17 protein-coding genes are annotated in these 17,799 nt (G+C 71.0%); 6 read left to right on the top strand and 11 right to left on the bottom strand.

Features of this window, described 5'->3' with window-relative positions; genetic code table 11:
• Positions 1 to 11: 11 nt before the first annotated feature.
• The 11 genes from LHJ74_RS06655 to LHJ74_RS06705 form a co-directional block, all read right to left on the bottom strand.
• A complete protein-coding gene (locus tag LHJ74_RS06655; RefSeq protein WP_260216610.1) occupies positions 12 to 1,025 on the bottom strand; it encodes a hotdog family protein in 1,014 nt (337 codons plus the stop codon).
• Complete coding sequence (locus LHJ74_RS06660; protein ID WP_260216611.1) at positions 1,022 to 1,414, bottom strand: hypothetical protein; 393 nt, start codon at positions 1,412 to 1,414, stop codon at positions 1,022 to 1,024. The genes LHJ74_RS06655 and LHJ74_RS06660 overlap by 4 nt, the downstream gene beginning before the upstream one ends.
• Positions 1,414 to 1,824 carry a DsrE family protein gene (locus tag LHJ74_RS06665; protein ID WP_260216612.1) on the bottom strand — a complete coding sequence of 137 codons (411 nt, stop codon included), beginning with the start codon at positions 1,822 to 1,824 and terminating at the stop codon, positions 1,414 to 1,416. Before LHJ74_RS06665 ends, LHJ74_RS06660 begins: the two co-directional genes overlap by 1 nt.
• Positions 1,824 to 2,150: a DsrE family protein gene (locus tag LHJ74_RS06670; protein WP_260216613.1), complete on the bottom strand. Its 327-nt coding sequence runs from the start codon at positions 2,148 to 2,150 to the stop codon at positions 1,824 to 1,826. The genes LHJ74_RS06665 and LHJ74_RS06670 overlap by 1 nt, the downstream gene beginning before the upstream one ends.
• Positions 2,147 to 2,677 (bottom strand): hypothetical protein, encoded by a 531-nt coding sequence (locus LHJ74_RS06675; RefSeq protein WP_260216614.1) that lies wholly within the window; start codon positions 2,675 to 2,677, stop codon positions 2,147 to 2,149. The genes LHJ74_RS06670 and LHJ74_RS06675 overlap by 4 nt, the downstream gene beginning before the upstream one ends.
• Before the next feature lie 33 nt (positions 2,678 to 2,710).
• Positions 2,711 to 2,962, bottom strand: coding sequence for an acyl carrier protein (locus LHJ74_RS06680; RefSeq protein WP_260216615.1), 252 nt, complete (start codon positions 2,960 to 2,962; stop codon positions 2,711 to 2,713).
• A complete protein-coding gene (locus tag LHJ74_RS06685; protein WP_260216616.1) occupies positions 2,862 to 3,887 on the bottom strand; it encodes a recombinase family protein in 1,026 nt (341 codons plus the stop codon). Before LHJ74_RS06685 ends, LHJ74_RS06680 begins: the two co-directional genes overlap by 101 nt.
• The gene (locus LHJ74_RS06690; protein WP_260216617.1) at positions 3,884 to 4,831 is read right to left on the bottom strand and encodes a beta-ketoacyl synthase N-terminal-like domain-containing protein; all 948 of its coding nucleotides are present in this window, start codon (positions 4,829 to 4,831) and stop codon (positions 3,884 to 3,886) included. The genes LHJ74_RS06685 and LHJ74_RS06690 overlap by 4 nt, the downstream gene beginning before the upstream one ends.
• Positions 4,828 to 6,207 carry a beta-ketoacyl synthase N-terminal-like domain-containing protein gene (locus LHJ74_RS06695; RefSeq protein ID WP_311203267.1) on the bottom strand — a complete coding sequence of 460 codons (1,380 nt, stop codon included), beginning with the start codon at positions 6,205 to 6,207 and terminating at the stop codon, positions 4,828 to 4,830. Before LHJ74_RS06695 ends, LHJ74_RS06690 begins: the two co-directional genes overlap by 4 nt.
• A complete protein-coding gene (gene rfbB, locus LHJ74_RS06700) occupies positions 6,129 to 7,133 on the bottom strand; it encodes a dTDP-glucose 4,6-dehydratase (RefSeq protein WP_260216619.1) in 1,005 nt (334 codons plus the stop codon). The genes LHJ74_RS06695 and rfbB overlap by 79 nt, the downstream gene beginning before the upstream one ends.
• Before the next feature lie 267 nt (positions 7,134 to 7,400).
• Positions 7,401 to 8,759 carry a M20/M25/M40 family metallo-hydrolase gene (locus LHJ74_RS06705; RefSeq protein ID WP_260216620.1) on the bottom strand — a complete coding sequence of 453 codons (1,359 nt, stop codon included), beginning with the start codon at positions 8,757 to 8,759 and terminating at the stop codon, positions 7,401 to 7,403.
• A 244-nt stretch (positions 8,760 to 9,003) separates the two neighbouring features.
• Here LHJ74_RS06705 and LHJ74_RS06710 point away from each other — a divergent pair, with 244 nt between their 5' ends.
• The 6 genes from LHJ74_RS06710 (at position 9,004) to LHJ74_RS06735 (ending at position 17,408) form a co-directional block, all read left to right on the top strand.
• Entirely contained in the window at positions 9,004 to 10,155 is a 1,152-nt protein-coding gene (locus LHJ74_RS06710; RefSeq protein WP_311203268.1) for a DegT/DnrJ/EryC1/StrS family aminotransferase, read from the top strand.
• Complete coding sequence (locus tag LHJ74_RS06715; RefSeq protein WP_260216622.1) at positions 10,152 to 11,327, top strand: DegT/DnrJ/EryC1/StrS family aminotransferase; 1,176 nt, start codon at positions 10,152 to 10,154, stop codon at positions 11,325 to 11,327. Before LHJ74_RS06710 ends, LHJ74_RS06715 begins: the two co-directional genes overlap by 4 nt.
• Before the next feature lie 19 nt (positions 11,328 to 11,346).
• Positions 11,347 to 12,963 carry a class I adenylate-forming enzyme family protein gene (locus LHJ74_RS06720; protein ID WP_260216623.1) on the top strand — a complete coding sequence of 539 codons (1,617 nt, stop codon included), beginning with the start codon at positions 11,347 to 11,349 and terminating at the stop codon, positions 12,961 to 12,963.
• Entirely contained in the window at positions 12,960 to 14,027 is a 1,068-nt protein-coding gene (locus tag LHJ74_RS06725) for a UbiA family prenyltransferase (protein WP_260216624.1), read from the top strand. The genes LHJ74_RS06720 and LHJ74_RS06725 overlap by 4 nt, the downstream gene beginning before the upstream one ends.
• A gap of 51 nt (positions 14,028 to 14,078) precedes the next feature.
• Positions 14,079 to 15,686, top strand: coding sequence for a class I adenylate-forming enzyme family protein (locus LHJ74_RS06730; RefSeq protein WP_260216625.1), 1,608 nt, complete (start codon positions 14,079 to 14,081; stop codon positions 15,684 to 15,686).
• A gap of 348 nt (positions 15,687 to 16,034) precedes the next feature.
• Complete coding sequence (locus LHJ74_RS06735; protein ID WP_260216626.1) at positions 16,035 to 17,408, top strand: protoporphyrinogen/coproporphyrinogen oxidase; 1,374 nt, start codon at positions 16,035 to 16,037, stop codon at positions 17,406 to 17,408.
• The last annotated feature ends 391 nt before the right edge of the window (positions 17,409 to 17,799 follow it).

The raw sequence follows: 17,799 nt of genomic DNA on the forward strand, positions 1-17,799 counted from the left end.
TTCGGGGCCGGCTATCGCGGCGGCACGCCTGCTGGAGCGACGGCGCCGCGTGGGCGGGCGACCGCGATCAGGGACTCCACCGTCGCGACCGGACCGGCGTCGGAGAAGATCTCACCGGAGACGAAGGCGTTTCCGGCGATCATCCGTTCCAGCCGTACGACATGCCGCAGGCGGTCGCCCGGGAAGACCGGGCCGTTGAACCGGCAGTTCCGGAGGGCGCCCAGCATCAGCACACCGTCGTCCGTGGCGAGTTCCGCGCTCGACAGCCACAGGAGCGCCGCCGACTGCCCGAAGGATTCGAAGATCAGCGAGCGCGGATAGGCGTACCGCCCGGCGGGCAGCCCTTCGGGCAGGCCCTGGTAGCACGGCTCGCTGCCGGTTATCGATTTGACGGACGAGAGCTCCTCGCCGGGGCTCAGGGCGATCACCCGGTCGACGAGCAGGATCGGATGCCGTACGGGCAGCAGCTCCCGGATGCGCGCATGGTCCAACACCGTGTCCCCGGCGGCGGGAACGGGGGGCGGCGGCGGGTCGAGCCGGTCCCGGCTCTGGTCCTGGTTCTGGCTGTGGTCCTGGTCCTGGTCCACGCCGATGAGGACCCGCAGGGTCGCGACATCCCGCCCGTCCCGGCCCGTGCACCGCACGCGCAGCTCATGGTGGCCGCCGGCGGCCTGCTCGCCCACCGCGTCCAGCGTGATCTCGTCGCCTTCGAGCATGGGTGCCAGCAGCCGGGCCGACAGGATCCGCAGCAGCTCCGGCGGATCCGCCGAAGGGAACGCCACGGCCACCGCCTGCCGCAGTCCTTCCAGCAGGAACACGGCGGGCAGCATGATCAGTTTGGGGAAGTGCCCGGCCATGTACGGGTCCTGGGCGCAGACCGTCTTGGTCGCGCGCAGCCGGAAGCCCGTGGGGGCCGTGGTCACTTCCACCTCGTCGACCGCACCCAGGGGGGCTGCGTAGGGCGGGGCGTACGGACGCGGTGCGCGTCGTTCCTGCCTGCCAGGCGCGGTGACGGCGTCTGTCACAGGAACCACACTCCGTCGAACTCAGGCCACCGTTGGGCCAGTTCGTTGGTGTCGACGCACCGCACGCCCGGGACCAGATCGTCCGGGCCGAGGCCGAAGACCGCCAGATCCCGCTCGTCCGCCATCACCGGGACCCCGTCGGCGACCAGCTGGCGCACCGAGTTCCGGTAGTCCGGCAGCGTGTCGAGGCGCACCGTGCCGAATGTCACCACGGGCTGGTAGTCGCTCTCGTCCACGGCCAGCGTCACCGCCGCACCGCGGAGCGCGAGTTCCATGCCGGGGAACTGCTGCTGGAAGTCGAGGATGCCGTACAGCGTGTCGAAGAACTGCACCTCGACGGCGCCCCGGTAGGCGCGGTCGACGACTCCGAGAACCCGGTAACCGGACATCAGCAGCCTCCGATGAAGACGGTTCGCCGCGACGCCTGGATGGTGGAGAGGAATCTCGCGGGCGATCGGTAGCGGATCTCGCTGATGTGGTCCGTCGCGCCGCGTTCCGCGCTGCACGCGGTGCAGGCGATCCAGGAGAGGCGTCCGGGGTTCTCCGCGAGCATCCGGCGTACGATCTCCGCGCTCGACGGGTAGGTGCCCTGCGTGTCGCGTGTGTTGACCGGCTTGCTCGTGCCGTGCGCGTTCTGGGTGAGCATGTTCGCGTAGCCGCAGGCCCACACCCGCACGGTCTTCTCCTGGTCGAGCGCCGCCTGGCCGAGGCGGAGCGCGGTGGTGATCACGTCGTTGGAGTGCGGCGCAGCGGTGACGATGAGGAGGAGGTCCCACTGGCGCTGTGCGATGACGGCCATCAGTGCCACACCACTTGGCATCCGTCGGCGAACAATTCCTGGACCACCGTGTCCATCCCCACCTGTTTCACATGGCTTGGCAAAGAGCGTGCGGGCAGGGCCCGTTGAGCCGTCGAGAAGTCGTCGACGAGGACGTTCCCGCCGGATTCGGCGAGGCGCTTAAGCAGTTCCGAGGCGCCGTCCGCCACCGCGAACACGCCGTCCTGGACGAGGAACAGCGACACCTCGTTCCCCGCCTCGGCGAGCACGCAGGCGTCCTCGATGAAACGCGCGGCGTTCGGCCCCGCCCAGGTGCCCTGGCTTTCGATGAGCAGATAGCGTTTCACTGGCATGACTGCGCCTCCTGGTCCCGCTGCGCGAGCTCCTTGAGGTTCAGCAGCTGCTTGCGCATGATGACGGCGTCGGCCAAGGCGAGCGGTCCTCGAATCCACCGGGAAAGGCCCCGGTCCCCGGGCACGTTGAGCCGCACCACGATGCGGCTGCCGCCGGGCTCGCGCGGCACCACGCGGTAGGTGACGGCGAGCGTTCCGTACAGCCGCTGGGTCAGCGGGAAGGTCACCCCGGTCATGTGGTCGCCGGCGGCGAAGTCGACGAGTTCGAAGGCCAGAAAGCGCTGCCCGACGGCGAGTTCGTCCGCGCCGGGCGTCAGCGTACGGCTGCACCGCCACATCCGGCCGTAGGTGTAGTCGCCGGTCGTCAGCTGACACAGCCAGCGGTACGTCAAGGGCACCGACGCATCGACGTCCACGGCCCGGTGGTAGCTCTTGTACGGCTTGTCCAGATACCGGTCGCACGGATAGGACGCAGCCGCGTCCGCGTCCGTCGCGCCCCACCTCCGGTCATCGTTGAGCATGGTGCCTCCTGCTGTGACCGGGTGCGCGGCGGCTCACGCCGACGCCAGTTTCGTGTCCAGCAGGTGGTACACGTCCGGCAGCTTGTGAAGGCCGACGACCTCCGCCTCCTCGACCTTGATCTGATACCGGCGCTCCAGGGTCACCGCGAGTTCCAGTGCGATCAGTGAATCCACGTGGAGATCCTCAACGAACCGCACTTCGTCGGTCAGCGAGGCGGTCTCGATGTCCAGCACATCGGCGATCAATTCCCGCAGTTCCGTCCTGCTCACCGGGGAAGCTGTCATCGCTGTATCCTTCTCTGTAGAGCCACTCTCGGGAGGGCTGGATGTCCAGGACCCCGCGGACCACCAGGCCCGCAGGTTCGAGCACCGCCTTGACGCGGAGCGTGCGGTCGGCAGCGGAGTAGCAGAGGCGCAGGCCGAGTGCCTGAAGCGCGGCGGACTGTTCCCGGGGGCCCTGGTTCAGGGCCCGCAGGCGGCGGGCGGTCGCTTCGACCGTCATCAGCCGGTCGGGCTGGGCGAGGCCGGGCACGTCCAGCCGCATGAGGTGGCGCGGTGCACACATCGACCCTAGCCAGCGGTACAGCAGGTGCACGGCGACGCGCTCACGCAGATAGACGTTCCGCGGGTGGTCGATTTTGTTGGCGGCAGCGTACTCGGCCGGAATCCGGCAACGGTAGTAAGGCTCCGCGTTGTTGAAGGTCCCGTCCATGACGCGCTTGCACCTCGCGCAGCGCACCAGGCCCTGCATCAGATGCCGCGGCAGTGCGCTGACGCCGCTGCGCGACCCCGCCTTACGGCTCGCGAACATCTGGCGTACTCGCGCGACCTCCTCCGGCGGCACGATCGGCTCCGGTTCGCCCGAGGCGGGACGGGGCCGGCCGACCGCGGTGCTGAAGCCCCCGTAGCGCGGGTTGACGAGGATCGTCCGTACCGCGCTCTTGGACCAGGCGGGGGTGTCCGACGCCGTGGTCCCGCCGCTTGCCCCCGGGCTCGGCACGCCGTCGGCGGTCAGCTGCTCGGCGATCGTCTGCAGCCCTTTGCCGTCGAGGTACTCCCGGAAGATGTGCCGCACCACGGGTGCGGTGCGCTCGTCCGGCACGGGCCAGCGAGCGGGACGCCCGTCGAGCGTGGTGATCAGCCGGTAGCCGTACGGAGGGCGGCCCCGCAGCCACATCGTGGGGGACGGCGCCGTCAACGTGTCCGTCATGCCGCCTCCCCACGGGTGGCCACCGCGACGAGGTGCCCGTCCTCGGAGGCCGCGAGCACCAGGCCCGGCCCCGGATCGCGCAGGATCCAGGCGAGCTGGAGCATCGCCGAGACCGCACCGAAGCCGGCGTCGGCGCCCACGGCGGGGCCGTCTTCGACGAGGCGGCCGGCGAGCTCCCCGCGCACAGCCTCGTCCGCCGCCGCCATCGAATCCGGACCGCAGAACGCGTACCGGATGTTCTCGCTCGCGCCGGCCAGCTTCGCCACCCGCTGCACGGCGGCCGCGAGTGCCGAGGGATCGGGCTGTCCGCCGGCCCGCACCGGCAGGAACCGGGAGGCGCCGCCGATGATCTCCGGTCCCGGTTCCGAGGACGCCTCCAGGTGCAGGACGGCGGCGCCGCCCAGAGTGCTGCCGTTGGGCGCCGCATCCTCGGTGGCACCGGCGAACACCCGGTCGGCCCGGCCGCGCCGGATGGCCGCCACCGCGTGGGAGACGGCCTCCAGACCGGAGACGACCGGGTTGGTGAAGGTCACCGAGAACGCCTGGCAGGAGAGGGCGATCGCCAGCTGACTGGCCGGAATGTTCACCGAGAAGCCGGGCAGCTCGGCCGGGCTGAGCCCGCTGAGTCCCTCCTCCTGGAAGGTGCGGTCCAGCCGCGCGTGCAGCGCGCCGATTCCGTGGTGCGTACCGGTGGTGACTCCCACGCGCTCCGGCCGCCGCCACGACGGGGCAGGCTCGCCGGGGCGGCGGCCGACGGCCGTGTTGGCCGCGGCGAGGAGGTGACGGGTGGCGGGGGTGAGGTACTTCCAGCCCCGCGCACCGAGGTAGGGGACGGGATCGAACCAGTCCTCGCCCACCGCGGGTGCGGGGGCGACGCTGCCGAGGTCCGCGACCTCGCGCACCCCCGGCGCGATCACGCCGATGCCGCTGACTCGGACGCTCATGACGCGGCCCCCAGCACGACGGCGGCGTTGTTTCCGCCGAAGCCGGTCCCGCAGACCAGGACGCGAGGCTCGGCAAGGCGCTCCGGGCCGTCCGCCGGAACCGGAACCCGCAGCGGGAACTCCGGGTCCACGGTGCTGACATGGGGGTTCGGCGGCACCATACCGTGGCCGAGCATCAGGACCGCGGCGACCGCGCCGAAGAGCCCGGCGGCGCCCGCCGTGTGCCCGATCACTCCCTTGATGCCGTACGCCGGCACGTCCGCGGCCGAAGCGCCCAGCGCGGCGGCGACCGCCGCGCTCTCCACCTTGTCGTTCACGGCGATACCCGCGCGGTGCAGGATCACGGCTCCCGGCGGTCCGGACGCCTCGTCCAGTGCGGCCGACATGGCTCTGAGCAGTTGCTGTCCACCGGGCTCCGGCGCCGTCGGATGGTGCGCGTCGCAGCTCCACCCCGCTCCTTCGAGGACCGCGAGCACGGTGGCACCGCGTCGGCGGGCGTGCTCGGCGGACTCGATGACCACGGCCGCCGCACCCTCACCGGTGACCATGCCCTGCCGGGCGGTGTCGAACGGACGGCACAGCTCCGGGTCGAGCAGCCCGAACCGGACCAGGGACACGAGCGCGACCCGCGAGTACACGTCGGCTCCGCACGCGACGACGACCTCCGCCTCGCCGTCGCGAATCAGGTCCGCTGCTTCCGTTATCGCGTAGACCCCCGCCGAACAGGCGGTGCTGAGGCTGAGGTTGGGCCCGCCCAGCCCGTGCTCCCGGGCGACCGCCGCAGCCACCCGGAAGGACGAGGAGGATCCGTCGCCGGGGTAGTCGGTGCCCGACTCGGCCATGTCGAGGTCGCCGAGCGTGGTGCCCGCGACCACTCCGGTCTCCGCCCGCAGTCCGTCCGGCAGGCCCGCGTCGGACAACGCCTCGCCGACCGCCCGGATCGCCAGTCCACTGGCCCGGCCGGGCAGGCCGCCCTGCCCCGCTCCCGCTGCCTCCCCGTCATCGGCGGCCGAGCCCGCGCCGTCGAGCACCCGGTACACCGGCGCCTGCTGAGGCAGCCCGCAGTCGTCCGGCGCGGCAGCCGGCCGTGCGTCCGCGCGCAGCAGGCCCTTCCACAGCTCGTCGACCGAGCCTCCGAGGCAACTCACCGCGCCCAGGCCGCTTATCACGACCTGAGGAGCTGTTGTCCTACCCCGGTCGGGGGCCGAGGGGTAGGACAACAGCTTCTGAGGCGACGTCTCGTGATCGGTTGGCAAGATGATCCCCCTTGAAGCTCTCGGACCCGGCCGGCGGTACGTCAGTTGGGCTGGTGCGTGGGAAGCGGCGCTGACCCGGCGGAGGGGCCGCCGACCGTCCCGGCCGCCGGGTCCCACCACCAGCGGTTCTCGCGGTACCAGTCGACGACTTCGGCGATGCCGTCGTCGAAGGGCTTGAGCGGCCGGTATCCCAGCTCGCTTTCGATCTTCGAATAGTCCACGGAATAGCGCAGGTCGTGCGCCTTGCGATCGGCGACGTACTCGATCTGGCTCTCGTCCGCGCCGCACAGTTCGAGCAGTCGGCCGGTGAGTTCGACGTTGCTCAGTTCCGGACCGCCGCCGATGTTGTAGATCTGGCCGGGCGTTCCCTGCTCCAGCACCAGTTGCAGGGCGCGGCAGTGGTCGTCCACGTGCAGCCAGTGCCGGACGTTGAGCCCGTCCCCGTAGAGCGGGACGCGCCCGCCGGTCAGCAGCCGGGTGACGAACAGCGGGATCACTTTCTCCGGATGCTGGTACGGCCCGTAGTTGTTCGAGCAGCGCGTGACCATGACGGGCAGCCCGTGGGAGCGGAAGTAGGAGCGTGCGAGCAGGTCGCTGCCCGCCTTGGACGCCGCGTAGGGGGAGTTCGGCAGCAGCGGGTCCTCCTCCACCGAAGAGCCCTTGGGTATCGAGCCGTACACCTCGTCGGTGGAAACGTGCACGACGCGCTCGATCCCCGCGCGCAGGCACGCGTCGAAGACCGTCTGGCTGCCGAGCACGTTGGTCAGGACGAAGTCCGAGGCACCCTGCAGCGAGCGGTCGACATGTGACTCGGCCGCGAAGTGCACCACCGCGTCATGGCCGGGCAGCAGGTCGGCCAGCAGGGACGTGTCGGTGATGTCGCCCTCGACGAAGGTGAGCCGGGAGTCACTCTCCGGCAGGTTGGCCCGGTTGCCCGCGTAGGTGAGCTTGTCCAGGACTGTCACCGGGCTGTCGCCCGCCGCCAGCAGACGGCGTACGTAATGCGAGCCGATGAAACCGGCGCCACCGGTAACAAGGATCTTCATGGACTTCCCCCGGCTTGGTAACAGTGCTCGTTAAAGCTGCTGGACGAATCCGGCCACCGAGTACCGCTGGCGAATTCTTCGATCTCTCGCGAAGTGAACTCACGACGGCGAGGTGATGGCCAGCCGATGTATCCGCAGAACTGTTTGTGCATGCGGATTCTGGATGTGCTCGGACTGCTCTGCACGGACCAGGACTACCTGATTCCGTTTCTTCAGCGCGGTCAGCCTGCCTAGGCTTCTGAGTAATTGTCAAGTCGCGCTGGTCGGTTAGGGTAATTCCCGTTGCGGTGGGTTCGGGGCGTCTGCCGAGGTGACTGTTTCCGACGCGTGGGAGGGCCCGGACGGTTCCCTGTCCCGGCCGAACGCGGCCAGGATGCCGACCACGTCCCGGGCGAATCCCTCCAGCTCGTCCAGCTCGGCGAACTCCCCGGCCGCGTGGGCGTTGTTCCTTCCCAGGTCGCCCGGCCCGTAGATCACGGCGGAGGCGCCGGGCACGCCCTCCAGCCAGATCGCGTCGCAGGTGAACGACGGCTCGGCCGTCGGCCACCGGGACAGCCCGGCCCCTTCGGTGAGCAGTTCGGCCGCCCAGGGCTCGCCCTCCGCCAGCGCCGGGAGTCCCCGCTTGCGCCACTCCAGCCGGACGATGCCGGCCGCTTCCGCCGCGGTGACCCGGAAGTCCCGGCTGTCCGCGAAGCGCCGCGTGAACGTGTCGAGCCCCGTCGCGAGAGCCTCGGCGAGCGCGGTCTCCAGCAGTTGCGCGCTCCGGGGGGTCGCGTAGGAGAGGTTCAGGGCCAGATGACCGGTGCCGTAGACCTTGTTGTGCATGGTGCCGGTGTGCAGGCCGCCGATGCAGACCTGCCCGTCCGCCGACTGCGGTGACAGCGTCTCGGCCAGGTGCTGGGCGAGGAACCCCAGCAGCACACTGGCGTTGTGGCCGCGGCCGGGATCGTCGTCGATGGCGTCCCGCCCGTCCACCCGTATCCACGCGGTCATCGCCGCCGTGGAACGCGCGAGCACCCGCCGCCCTGTCGGCTCGCAGAACACGTTCAGCCGCCCCACGTGTCCGGCCTCCACCAGCGGCTTGGTGCCGAACACGCCCATCGCGCCGCCCTCCTCACCGGCGACGGCCTGGATCAGCACCCCGATCCGGGTGCCCAGTCCGGGGACGGTCTCCAGGGCCGCGCGGATGCCGGCCAGCAGCGCCACCGCGGGTCCCTTGGCGTCGATGGCACCCCGGCCGGTGAAACGCTCACCGTCGAAACCGACCTCCCCGAGGCCCGCGACGGTATCCAGGTGAACGTTGAACATTACGGTACGCTCGCGCGGCAACTCCGGTCCGAGCCGCAGCAGCAGGGACGGCTGGCAGGCCAGGAAGCCGGGGTCCGCCGCAGCCTCCCGTACGGCGAGGGGCACCTGCGCTCCGGTCACCAGTGCGGGGTCGGCGGCCGAGTGGCGTACCACGGTGAAGCCGACCGCGGCGGCAGCCTCGGCGTACGCCCCCTGGGCCTCCCACAGCTGCACCGGCCGGCCGGCGTTCTCCTCCAGCGGGCCGGCGGTGGGCATCTCCAGCAGGGCGAGCAGCAGGTCTCGGTCGGCCCGGCCGAGGCCGGTGGCGGGCGCTCTCAACTGCGGCTCCTTCCACTCGCCGCCCGGTTCTCCGGGCCTACGGTCAGCCGCCAGGCTGGCCGTGCCGGAACAGCGGCGTCAAGGCTGGCCGGGCCTGTCGGCAAGATATTTCCCGCCGACGTGTCCACCGGCTGAATCCTGCTATCCGGCATGGCACCTTGCTATCCGCTTGCTATTGCCGCTCCGGGTGCAAACTGCCTAGCTTCGGTCGACAATGACCCCGCCTCGACGAAGTAGGGGACCCGTGAACGAACCCGCCTCCGTCCCGTTCTTTTCGCAGGCCGCTTCGTTCGAAGAGCAGTGGCCCGAGATATTCCGGCACGTCAGTGAAGTATTCGACAGTGGGCAGTTCTCGAACGGCGGGAAGGTCGCCGAATTCGAGGACGCCATGTGCGCCTACACCGGAGCCCGGCACGCGATCGGTGTGAGCAACGCGACCGACGCGCTCACCCTGCTCCTGCGGGGCAGCGGCATCGGGCCGGGCGACGACGTCGTGGTCCCCGCCTTCACCTTCGTGGCCTCGGGCACGTCGGTCGTGCTGGCCGGGGCGCGGCCGGTGTTCGCCGATATCGACCCGGTCAGCTACGCCCTGGACCCGGACTCGTTCGAGCGCGCCATCACCCCGGCGACCCGCGCGGTGATGCCCGTGCACCTGTTCTCCCAGATGGCCGACATGGACGCGCTCGGCAAGATCGCGGACAGGCACGGCATCACCGTGCTCGAGGACAGCGCCGAGGCCATCGGCATGCGCTGGAACGGCGTGCACGCCGGACTGCTCGGCGCGGGCGGCGTACTCTCGTTCTTCCCCGCCAAGACCCTCGGCGCACTCGGCGACGGCGGCATGCTGCTGACCGACGACGATGAACTCGCCGAACGTCTCCGTGCGTTGCGCAACCACGGCCGCTCCGGCACCCCCGGTACGGAAACCGGGCGGGACCCGCTGACCGTCGGCGGCAACAGCAAGATGGACGACATCCAGGCGTCCGTGCTCCTGGCGAAGCTGGCCGGACTCGACGGGGACATCGCCCGTCGCGCCGAACTGGCCGAGCGCTTCACCGAAGGGCTGACGGGCGTGCCGGGCATCCTGGCGCTGCCCACCATCGTCCGTGCGGACAGCAGCAACCCCGTCTACTACGTCTACCTCATCGAGGTCGAACGCCGGGACGAGCTCGTGGCGTATCTGGCCGCCCGCGGCATCGGCACCGAGACCTACTACCCCACGCCGCTGCACCTCCAGCCCTGCTTCGCCTCGCTCGGCCACCGGCCCGGCGACTTCCCGGTCGCCGAGGCGGCGTCGGCGCGCACGCTGGGCCTGCCCTTCTACCCCGACCTGGTGCCGTCGGCGGTGGACCGCACGTGCGCGGCGATACGCGAATTCCTGGAGGGCGACAGATGACCCCATCCGCTTCCGCTTCCGCACAGGCCCAGACCCAGGGTCAGGCACAGGCTCCGGAAGGCATTCCCTTCTTCGACCCCGGCGTCCTCGTCGAGGACCGGGACGCCTTCCTGGCCGGACTGCGCGAGGTGGGGACCGACCCCGAGCAGAAGTTCATCCTGGGACGCCGCACCGCCGAGCTGGAGCGGAAGCTGGCCGAACGGACCGGCGCCCGCGAGGTGGTGGCCTGCGCCAGCGGAACCGGCGGACTCGCGCTCGCGCTCGGCGCGCTGGGAACCGGCCCGGGCGACGAGGTGATCGTGCCCGCCTACTGCTTCGCCGCCGTCGCCGCCGTCGTCGTGAACTCCGGTGCCACCCCGGTCTTCGCCGACGTGGACCCGGAGACCATGGTGCTGGACCCGGCGCGGGTGGAGGAGCTGATCACGCCCGACACCAAGGCGATCATCCCCGCCCACCTGTTCACCACGATGGCGGACATGCCGCGGCTGATGGAGATCGCCCGGCGGCACGGCACCAGCGTCGTGGAAGACGCCGCCGTCGCTCAGGGCGCGGTCCAAGGGGGAGTTCCGGCGGGCCGCTGGGGCGACCTCGGCGTCTACTCGTTCTTTCCGATCAAGGCGTTCGGAGGCCCCGGCGAGGGCGGCGTGGTGCTCACCGACGACCCCGCCTCCGCCCGCGACGTACGCATGCTGCGCAACCACGGGCAGGACGGCATACACCGCTTCCTGCACCACCGGGTGGGGCACAACTCACGCTACGACGAGGTGCAGGCCGCGTTCCAGCTGCACCGCCTCCCCGGCCTGGCCGAGCGCGTCGAGCGGCGCGCGCGGATCGTCGACTACTACACCGAGCGGTTCGCACCGCTGCGCGACAAGGGAGTCGTCACCCCGCCGCCGGGACGCGACGGGCGCTGCTTCCACGCCTACGCCCTGCTCGCCCCGGAGCGGGACGCACTGCGCGCGCACTGCGCGGCGGCGGGGGTCGGCACGCAGGTGCACTATCCGGTGCCGCTGCCGCTCTCCGGCGCGTTCGGCCGGTACGCCGCCGAGGGGGACAGCTGGCCGGGGGCCGAGCGTGCGAGCGCGCAGAACCTGGCGATCCCGCTGTGGCCACGCCTCTCGGAGCACGACATCGAGCACATCGCCGACACGGTGTGTGCCTTCTTCGCCTAGCTCCGGAAGGACGGACCTGATGGGCAGTCAGACCTGGCCGCAGAACATCGGCATGCTCTTCGAGCACTTCGCCGACTCCCCCCGGCCCGTGTTCCACCTGGACCGGCCGCTGGACATCGCCCCCGAGGAGGGCACCCGGTTCACCGTACGGGCCCTGGACGAGCAGGTGAAGCGGGCCTCCGGGGCGCTCGCCAAAGCGGGAGTCGGGCCCGGCGACCAGGTGGCGGTCGTCAAGGACAACCACCTCGACATCATCCTGCTGGCCGCCGCCGCGGCGCGGGTCGGTGCGCTGCCCGCGCTGATCTCGGCCACCGTGCCCTCAGCAGACCTCGCCGTGATGCTGGAACGGCTGGGCCCCAAAGCGCTGGTGGCCGCACCATCGGTGCTGTCGGCCGCCGCGGAGGCCGCGGTCGCGCTCGTCGAGCCCGGTGTCACCGTCCTCGCCGCCGGCGCCGGTCAAGCGCCCCCGGGCGCCGAGCTGTTCACCGAGTACACGGGCGCGCCGGTGCCGCCCGCCACGCCGCGCCCCGACCACGAGCCGATGATCTGCACGCACACCTCCGGAACCACCGGTGTGCCCAAGCTCGTCGTGCACTCCGCGCAGTCGATGATGGGCGTGCTGGCGCGGATGGCGGCGATGATGAAGCTGCCCGGTCTGGGCACCCAGAAGGACGAGGTCATCGCCTCCTGCATCGCCTATGTGCACGCGCGGGCGTTCGCCTGGATCGGCGAGACACTGCTGCGGCCCGGCAGCGAGGTGCTGGTGCTCACCGACCCGGAGCCGTCCAGCGTCGCCACACACCTCACCCGGCACCCGCCGACCTTCGTGGACGCCAGCCCGAACATCTACCAGCGCTGGGAGCCGCTCACCGAGACCCACTCGAAGCTGTTCTCCCGTACCCGGATGTTCATCAACACCTTCGACGCGATCCATCCCGGCACCGTGCGCAAGTTCCTGGACTGCTCGGAGCGGAAGCGGCCGATCTGGGGCCAGGCGTGGGGGCAGAGCGAGACCGGCCCGCTCACCATGGGCGTACTGACCGCGCGCGCCGTACGCCGGGCGCGCGGGAAGCCGGACTCGGTCACCAGCAACGTCGGCCGGGGTGTCCCACGGGTGGCGAAGTTCACCGTGGTGGACCCGGAGACGCGGCAGCCGCTGCCCGCGGGCACGCCCGGCCTGCTGCTGGCGAAGACGGACTTCCGGGCACTCACCTACCTCGGCGAGAACGACCGCTTCCAGGAGAAGGACTGGGACGGCTGGTGGAACACCGGCGACATCGGGACCCGCAGCCGCACCGGAGTGATCCGGCTCGTCGACCGGGAGGTCGACACCATCCCCGGCATGAGCGGCATCGAGCTGGAGAGCGTGCTGCTGGACCGGCTGGAGCGGGCCACCGAGATCATCATCCTCTCCTCGCAGGGCCGCCGCCCGGTGCCCGTCATCGCCACCTACGACGGTGAACTGCGGCCCTCGGACTGGGCGCGCGCCACCGGCGACCTGCCCGCGATGGAGGAGCCGATCCTCATCGGCTGGGACGAGTTCCCGCGCACCGGCACCTGGAAGGTGCGACGGCACGAGCTGCGCAGCAGCCTGCTCGGCAGCGACGACACCTACGGGACGGGTCGCTGGACATGAGCAGAGGATTCACCGACCCGGCGCCCCTGACCGACGCGGCATCCCTGACAGACACCGAATCCCGGACAGACACCGAATCCCGGACAGACACCGAATACCGCAGTCCGGCACCCCCGAACCCGGCACCGCAGACCGGTCCGGCGGCCCGGCCCGGCCTGCGGGCCAGGCTCGCCGCCTACGGGCGGCTGGCCAAGCTGGACATGTTCGACTTCTACCTCTGCGTCCCGCTGGTATGGACCCTGCTGGCCACCGAACTGCGCCTGGGCGGCGTGGAGCTGGCCACCCTCGGCCTGTTCCTCGCCGGGCTCGCCGGAGTGCTGGCCGCGGTGATGGCCTTCGACGACATCACCGGCTACAAGGACGGCAGCGACGCGGCCAACTACGCGGCGGCGGACGGGCTGCGCAAGCTGGACCGCAAGCCGCTCCTCGCGGGCACCCTCACCCTTCGGCAGGCCAGCGTCTTCGCCTGGGGCGGCCTGGTGTGGGGCTCGCTGATGTGGACGGCGGCCGTAGCCGTCGCCCCGCACCGCCCGCTGTGGGCGGTGCTGCTCGCACCGGTCGCGCTGGCGATGAGCGTGCAGTACTCCTGGGGCCTGAACCTCAGCTATCACGGCTTCGGTGAACTGGTCATCGCGGGCTGCCCGATGCTGTACGTCGCGGTGCCCTACGGGCTGCTCACCGGGGGACTGGGCGGATCGGTGATGGTGCAGGTCGCGCTCTTCGGCATGTGGCCGATCCTGGTCTCCGCCTACTCCAACAGCGCTGACGTGGACGGCGACCGCGCCGTCGGCCGCCGCACCATCGCCGCGACCGTGTCCGCGCCGGTCAACAAGGCGTTCATCGGCACGCTCACCGCCGTCGACATCGTCCTGATCCTGGGTTCGTCCGCCGTCGGCCTGACGCCGTGGTGGTTCGCGGTGGTGCTGGCCCCGCTGGTCGCACTCCGGGTGCGGCAGTACAGCGGCTTCGTCCGCAGCGACAACCCTCTGCTCGCCCGCAGACGCGGTGTGCACATCCAGCGCACGGGCGTCCTGCTCCTGCTGCTCATCAACCTCGTCCCCTGAGAGCACGGGCTCGTCCCTGAGAGCACGGGCCACGATTAAGGAGAGACACACATGTCCAGACTGGTCCGGGACCTACCGGGTCTTGGCGCGATCTTCGAGACCTACGCAGACCGCAGGCAGCCCACCAAGTTCTTTCTGAACCGGCCGTTCGACATCGCACCGGACAGCGGAGTCGCCCACGACATCGACTCGTTGGCCACTCTCGTCCGGGAGGCCTCCGGCTGGCTGCACGCGGCCGGCGTCCGCGCGGGCGACCGCGTCGCCCTGTGCAAGCAGAACCACTTCGACTACGTGCTGCTCTCCGCCGCCGCCGCCCGCATCGGCGCCATCCCGGCCCAGCTCTCCGGTATGGCCGAACCCGAAGTCCTGGCGGTGCTGTTGCGGCGGCTGGACGCCGCGCTGCTCATCACCGAGACGGACATCCTGGCCGCCGCCGACGAGAGCGGCGTGGACCTGGCCGGTCTGGTGCCCCGGACGATCTGCCTGGACGGCCCGGCCAAGTCGGCAACCCCGCTGGACGACCTGCGCGGCGCCCCCGTACCGCCCGCCCGGGTCCGTACCGACCAGCAGCCGATGTTCATCTCGCACAGCTCCGGCACCACCGGAACGCCGAAGCTGGTCGTGCACTCGGCCCGTACGATCCTGCAGGGAATGGGGAAGATCGAGGCCGTACGGCTGCCCATCGCGGGCGCCACCCGCCACGATGTGGCCTGCCACGCCACCGCGTTCGCGCACATGCGCTGCATTCCCTGGGCCGGCGGCATGCTGCGGCTCGCCCCGGCCAAGCAGATCATCATCGCCGACTCCGACCCGGCGATCGCGGAGCGGGTGCTGCGCCCGCACATGCCCACCTATGTGGAGGCACTGCCCAGCACCTACCAGATCTGGGAGGACATCACCTCCGGCCCCGACACCGTCTTCGCCCGCACCCGGCTCTTCCTGAACACCTTCGACGCCTCCCACCCGGCGACGATGCGCAAGTTCCTCAACGCCACCAAGGTGCGTACGGCGGTGTGGCTGCACGGCTACGGTCAGTCCGAGACCGGCCCGATGGCAACGAAGCTGGTGACCCGCCAGTCGCTGGGGGAGGCGGGCTCCCGGCATCCGAGCACCCGCCACATGCGGCCGATGCCCGGCATCACCAAGCTGAAGGTGGTCAACCCGGACACCATGAAGGACGCCAAGACCGGTGAACCGGGGCTCCTGATGACCCAGACCTCCGGGCACTGCCTCACCTACCTGGGCGAACTGGACCGCTGGAAGGCGAAGGTCTCCGGCAAGTGGTGGAACACCGGGGACTGGGGCGTGAAGACCCGGTCCGGCGCGTTCGTGCTGATGGACCGCGAGGTCGACAGCGTTCCCGACATGAGCTGCATCGAACTGGAGGACGTACTGCCGGACCGCATCCCCGCCGTCCGCGAGGCCGCCGTGCTGAGCAGGCCGGACGGCAGTCCGGTCCCCTTCCTGTGCACCGACGACGGCACCCTCGACCCGGAGGAGTGGCGAGCCGCGGTCGCCGACCTGCCGCCACTCGCGGAGCCCATCGTGATGACCTACGACGAGATGCCCAGGATCGGCTCCGGCAAGATCCCGCGCAACGTCCTGCGCAGCCGCTACCTCGACAACGCGTCCACCCTCAGCACCGGCCAGTGGACTTGAGGGACTGTCGTTGGGCCTGGGGCGTGTTGGAGAAGTCCCGCCTGTCTCGCGGGGTCCGGCACGCACGCTCGCTGCGTTGTCCGTCGTCGGCGCAGCCCGCTGCGCTCTCCTCCGTCTGCCTTGCGATCGCACGCACCGGACCTCGCGAGACCCGCCCTCCGGGCGGCCGGCGCTACTTTCGCAGTACGCCCTAGTGCCGGGTTCGCGTGCCCCGGCACGCGAACCTCGCCGCGTTGTCGTCGGTCGGGAACGCTCCGCGTTGACTCCCTTCTCCGCCTTGCGATCTACGGCACCAGACCCCGCTCACTGATCCAGCAAGATCCAAACGAGAGACCCTAGGGACAACCCATGACCGAGCTCGATCCCGCCGCATCCGACACACCCGACGCCGTCGGTGCACTCGATGTGGACGTCGCCGTCATCGGCGGCGGCATCTCCGGCCTCTCGGCCGCCTACCGGCTGCAAGAGGCCGGACGCACCGTCCAGCTCTTCGAGTCCGAGGACGAGCCCGGCGGCCGGATGCGCACCCACCGCCAGGACGGCTATGTCATCGACGCCGGCACCCAGACCCTCTCCCAGCACGGGTACGCGGCCACCTGGCAGCTGATCCGCGACCTGGGCATGGACTCCGGCGAAGTCGTCAAGATCAAGAGCCTGGTCTCACTGTGGCGCGGCGGCAAGGCCCACCCCGGCGTCGGCCACTGGTACGGCTCGCTCAGCGGCGGCGGCCTCACCATGCGCGGCAGCATGGCACTCACCCGCGCCACCATGGGACTGCTGCCCAAGGCGAAGAAGTTCGACGTGCGCCGCCCCGCCGACTCCCCGGTGGGGGTGCAGACGGTCGCCGAGTTCGGCCGTCCGTACGGCAAGGAGGTCACCGACTATGTGCTCCAGCCCGGCGTCGGCACCGCCTGGGGCTGGGACCCGGAACGCACCTGCGCCGCGCCGCTGCTCTCCACCATGATCGCCACCCGCGGTCTGATGGGCTGGCGGGCCTACCGGGACGGCATGGACGCACTGGCCCGCAAACTCGCCGAACGCGTTTCCGTCACCTACGGGCGGGAGCTGCGCGAGGTCAAGGAACTCGCGACCGGGGCCGAGCTCGTCTTCGCCGACGGAGACCGGCTCACCGCCCGCCATGTCCTGCTCGCCCTGCCCGCCCCGCAGGCACGCCGGCTGTACCCCTCCATGCCGGAGGACGAGAAGGCGTTCGTGGACGCGGCCGGATACGCGCCGATGATCCGCGTCTCCTGCCTGCTGGACAAGCCGCTGGAATTCGCCCGCCGGGGCATCACCCCGCACACCTACACCCTGCTCCTCCCCAGCTGCGAGGACGACACCCTCAGCGGCATCACCCTGGAGCACAACAAGACCGGCAACCGCGCCCCGGCGGGCAAGGGGCTCGTCACCCTGCTCACCACACCGCGAGTCACCGCCGAACTGATGGAACGCCCCGACTCCGACGTCCTCTCGGCCCTGCTCCCGGGGGCCGAGAAGTACCTGCCCGGCTTCGGGAAGGCGCTCCGGAGCACGCTGGTGCACCGCTTCCCGTACGCGGCGGCGGAGGCGACACCGGAGTCCGCGAGCGAGCAGGCGGCCTTCCTGCGGCGGCCAGCGCGCACCATCGAGTACGCGGGCGACTGGGTCTACCAGCGCCCTACGAGCGAGGCGGCGGTCCAGTCGGCGGACCTGGCGGTGGCCCGCATCACCGGCGCGCGGTAGCCGCGATGGCAAGGGGCGATGGGGCGGCCACACGGAGGACGCCGGAAAGGTACGCGCAGACGGTGGTTCACCTACACCGGCGAACTTCCGGACGATCCCGAGTAGCGGCGGGTCGACCAGGGCACGCACTCCGCGAGGCAGGCTGAACGACTCAGGAGGTCCCCCCACCACCCCCATGCGGCGCGGCCGCCGTGTCCTCACCACGACGGCGGGCCGCAGTCCCGGCCGCGGCCTCGCCCCGACCACGACCACCGTCGGCCGCGCCGCGCCGTCCGTCCCCGCGCCGTCCGTCCCCGTGCCGTCCGTCCCCGTGCCGTCCGTCCCCGTGCCGTCCCTCCCGCGAACCGCGGGGCGCCCGCCCGTTGTTGGCGCGGGCGGGTGCCCCCTACTC

Origin of the sequence: Streptomyces gossypii (assembly GCF_025165795.1) — a bacterium.
In the GTDB taxonomy this organism is placed as follows: domain Bacteria; phylum Actinomycetota; class Actinomycetes; order Streptomycetales; family Streptomycetaceae; genus Streptomyces; species Streptomyces gossypii.